This window comes from Consotaella aegiceratis (genome assembly GCF_036541425.1).
Taxonomy (GTDB): domain Bacteria; phylum Pseudomonadota; class Alphaproteobacteria; order Rhizobiales; family Rhizobiaceae; genus Consotaella; species Consotaella aegiceratis.
In genome coordinates this window covers 1-3,617 of record NZ_JAZHFT010000104.1, presented here as the reverse complement: position 1 = coordinate 3,617, position 3,617 = coordinate 1, and the positions used below count along the sequence as shown (strand labels likewise).

At 57.7% G+C, this 3,617-nt stretch carries 3 protein-coding genes; 1 reads left to right on the top strand and 2 read right to left on the bottom strand.

Features of this window, described 5'->3' with window-relative positions:
- Positions 1 to 265: ISAs1 family transposase (locus SMD10_RS25045; RefSeq protein ID WP_331688447.1), on the top strand; the 265-nt coding region annotated here is incomplete at its 5' end.
- A 411-nt stretch (positions 266 to 676) separates the two neighbouring features.
- On the opposite strand, the gene SMD10_RS25040 is transcribed toward SMD10_RS25045, so the two are convergent.
- Both SMD10_RS25040 and SMD10_RS25035 read right to left on the bottom strand, forming a co-directional pair.
- Entirely contained in the window at positions 677 to 2,134 is a 1,458-nt protein-coding gene (locus SMD10_RS25040) for an argonaute/piwi family protein (protein WP_331688446.1), read from the bottom strand.
- A 150-nt stretch (positions 2,135 to 2,284) separates the two neighbouring features.
- Positions 2,285 to 3,457, bottom strand: a complete 1,173-nt coding sequence (locus tag SMD10_RS25035; RefSeq protein ID WP_331688445.1) for a DUF4365 domain-containing protein — start codon at positions 3,455 to 3,457, stop codon at positions 2,285 to 2,287.
- Between the last annotated feature and the right edge of the window lie 160 nt (positions 3,458 to 3,617).

Below are 3,617 nucleotides of genomic sequence, written 5' to 3'. Positions count from 1 at the left end.
GCCGCTGAGCGCCGAGGCCTACCTGGCGGCGGCCCGGGCTCACTGGTCCATCGAGAACAGCCTGCATTGGGTGCTCGACATGACCTTCGACGAGGACCGCGCCCGCAACCGCAAGGACAACGGCCCGAAAAACCTCGCCATTCTGCGCAAGCTCGCCCTCAACATGCTCAAGCGCGCCAGGCCCTCAATCTCCATCCGTCGCAAGCGAAAGCGATCCGGATGGTCCAACGACTTCGCTCGTTCCATCCTCGGCCAAATGCGATAGCCCTGAGACTCCGAAAGAGCGCGATTGACTTTTCTTTTGATTTCAGCTAGTTACGGCAATGAAATGATAGTTCGCGAAACGCCGCGAACGATCATCTTTCATTCCCACTCGATTATTGAGAAGCACCTAAGTCCGTTGAAATATAAGAGAGAAAAATTTTCTCGACAAAAATGCACCGATCCGTGTCCCGACAAAAATTCGGGCTTTTGAAAAGATTGGATTTTTCTGGGTTGCACGGAAAACCGTGGTTTCGGGGACTATCGTCTACGGACGGAGCCTCGAATGTTTTACAACGTTAGGCGTGCATCCGCCGTCTCCGTGCTATTATCCTATAGCACACTGCTCACCCGGCGCCAGCCACATCCGAGTACTTTACGGCCAAGCAGGCAACTCCATCGTGATCAGACACATTCAGATGTATCTCCGATAATCCGTACTGACGGTCTGTCCCTCGTCCATATATTTCAAGACTTCTCCGACTTTGCGCGCCGCCCGGATCGGAATGGGAAGCCGCTGGTTCATCTGGGTTGAATTCCAGTTGATCTTCGTCAGGGAAAATACCTCTTCAGCGATTTGGGCGATCGTGCTGTCGCAGCTTTCATGCGGACAGAGCAGCAAAGGCCGCGGGTCGTACTGGCCCGGATAGGTGCCGTAATAGGGAATGCTGCCGTTCGTGTAGAGCAGCCCTTTGTCAGCCAGGTTGACGAACGTGCCGCGCAGGACCGGGTAATTGCCGTCGCGCAGAATCTTCACGGAGTAGGATTCCTGGACCCAGACCAGGTCCCGGAGTTCGGTACCGGCTTCCTCAAGCGCCTTCAGAATGCCATCCGCTTCATCGCCCCTGAAGCGCGAGGTCTTGAGCACAATCACCCGTGCTGGAAAATGCTTATGGTGGCTCTTGTAAGCAGCAAGCACCTGGGAAGCCAGCTCGTAGGCATCGTCAAAGGTCATGTAGGGATGCCGGCCGCGGCTTTCGGTCTGCGCGCGCTTGCCTTTCAGGATGAAACCGCGCCCGCGCTCATCGAACATCTGGGCCGCGCTGGTGAAGAGCTGCTGTCCGGCGGCCTCGCGGTAAAAGCTGACTCCCACATAGCAGGCGGCGAATTCGGCCTCGCGCGGCATACGGCGCCAAGGAATGCGGCCGCTGCCCTTGTAGTAAAGCGTCGTCATTAGGTTCCAGCTTCGGTCAGCCTGATCCTGAATGTCGCGGTCGCGGCTTTCCTTGATCTTCTGGGGGATCGACACCTTCTCGTCGATCACGTCTTCCCAGACGATCTGGATCGGAAAGTTCAGGCCCATTGTGCGGGCCTTGAGCAGCCCTCGGAAGTTCGGCGCATCGGAACCGCCGCTGTCTTCCTTCTCCGTCGTGCTCTTTGAATCGACCTTGGCGTTCCACACGCGCACGATCAGCGCAACGGGCAGCGCGATAATCGCGACGTCTGGCCGCTCACCGCTGTCATCGAGCACTTGCAAAAGCGCGACGATTTCCTCGACCGCCATTTCGACTGCTTTTTCGTGGTTCGGTTCCTTGACGATCTTGTCGATCCGGCTCTGCGATAGCGCGGCTGTCGCGCCGTCCGGTATGTCGAACCGGCAGCGAAACGGGTTTTGATTACCGAGCCCCGGAAAGTCTGGATGAAGGTTGGGGTGCTTTTCGGTCTTACCCTTGATGCCCGTTGATACGGTAGTCAGATAGCTCTGCGTGCTTTCGACGGTCTTGGCGGTGCCGACGACGCCGACCCTAATCACCTCACCCAGAGGCGGCTGCAGGGGGCCGGCTTCCACAAGCCCCAGCCGCGGATCGGGATGATGATGCTGATCACCAAACTCTAGCTCCGGCTCGTCGAATATCCTGTTTTCGAACTCCATCAGACCGCGAGCCTTTCCTGGTTGTCAGGCTCTTCCGCTTTCTTTCTGGGCTCACCCCACACATCTTCCGGCACCCGCGTATCGAGAGTAATCTGTGGCGGCACCTCGAACCGCAAACTCGGCTCGGGCTCGGTGTCCCGCCCGAACAGATCACCAGCGGCGCGCTCCTTCTGGGTCAGGAAACGGTGCCACATGATCACCTGCCCCCGCAGCGAAGCTGCTGTTGTCCATCCGCTTCTTTCCGGCAAGTAGTGCCTGGGGGTAGGAATGAGGCGTAAAGCCGTCGGTCGTGAAATAGTAGGTCGGGGTTACGACCAGGAACCACTGATCATCCAGCAGCTCGAACCGGGGAGCGAACGCATGGTGCCGCACAAAGTCCACGCGACCCTCTTCCTTCTTGCTGGTGATGACATTGACGACATCGGCATGGGTCCTATTGCGCGAAGCCTCATAATAGAACCGGCGTGGAATGTTCTTCTCAAGCGCCCTGAAATACAGCAGCTTGCGCTCTTTCTCCCAGTTCAGATCCTCGCGGGTCTGATGCCTTAACGCCTGCCGCAGGAGAAAGGCGAACTTGTTCTGTTCGTCCAGGTCCTCGTGAAATGCCAAGTAGCTGGTGTCGATGGCATCAACCTGATCAGGGTCAACAATCTCCCGGCACGACGATGTCCGCGGATCATGAAACGACCAGAACGAACCGCCGTTGATTACCCAGTCGAATCGCGCTGGTTCGTCCCCTTCAAGCAGGAGCGCCGCCGCCTTTGGTCCCGAATGCGGCGTCGAGGCAACGTAAATTTCAGGGGGCATGGAGATCGGCAGAATATTGACGAGCGCTTCCTCGCCGCCGCCGAGCGGCGGGACGTAGTAACCAAACCCGGCTTTCGGGACAGTCAGCGCAGCCAGACGATCGACCGCGTTTCGGTCGAGTACATCGCGCTGTTTGTCAAACTGGAGACGGCGATCCCCTTCCATGAGGCCGCTGGGAACTTCCTGCCAGTAGAAGCTCTCATCGGCCCTACGGTAGAGCACGATGATGACCGGCAGGTTTGACGGGCGCCAGTATTCGAGGTCCTTGCGCTTCAGCAGATAAGTAAAGCCCTCTTCGTCCTCGCCAGCATAGGTTCCTGATTCCGTCGCCTTCACCTGAACAGCGATCATCCGTGCCAACGGCCTTCCCTCATCCATCACCTCGGCAATACCATCTATGCCGGCTTCCAGGCGCGAGCGGCCGTCAAACTGAAACCCAATATCGAGGAACCGACGGCGCACCGCGGTCTCACCGATTTCCCCGAGCATTTGGTTCGGCGTGAGAGTCTTTGACATATTCACACCTTAGTGTCTGATCCGAAATTGAGGTGAGTGGTATCAGTGGGTTAGCTTGACAGCCTCGCCGGCCGTTGATTCAGGGGTTTTGCCAAAAACTACCTTGGATCAACGATGTGGACCGATACCACTCGCGCACAGCATGCGCGCACCAGCCTGG

Coding starts and splice junctions, on each gene's coding strand:
- SMD10_RS25040 (WP_331688446.1), bottom strand. CDS start 2,134: ATGGAGTTCGAAAACAGGATATTCGACGAGCCGGAGCTAGAGTTTGGT.
- SMD10_RS25035 (WP_331688445.1), bottom strand. CDS start 3,457: ATGTCAAAGACTCTCACGCCGAACCAAATGCTCGGGGAAATCGGTGAG.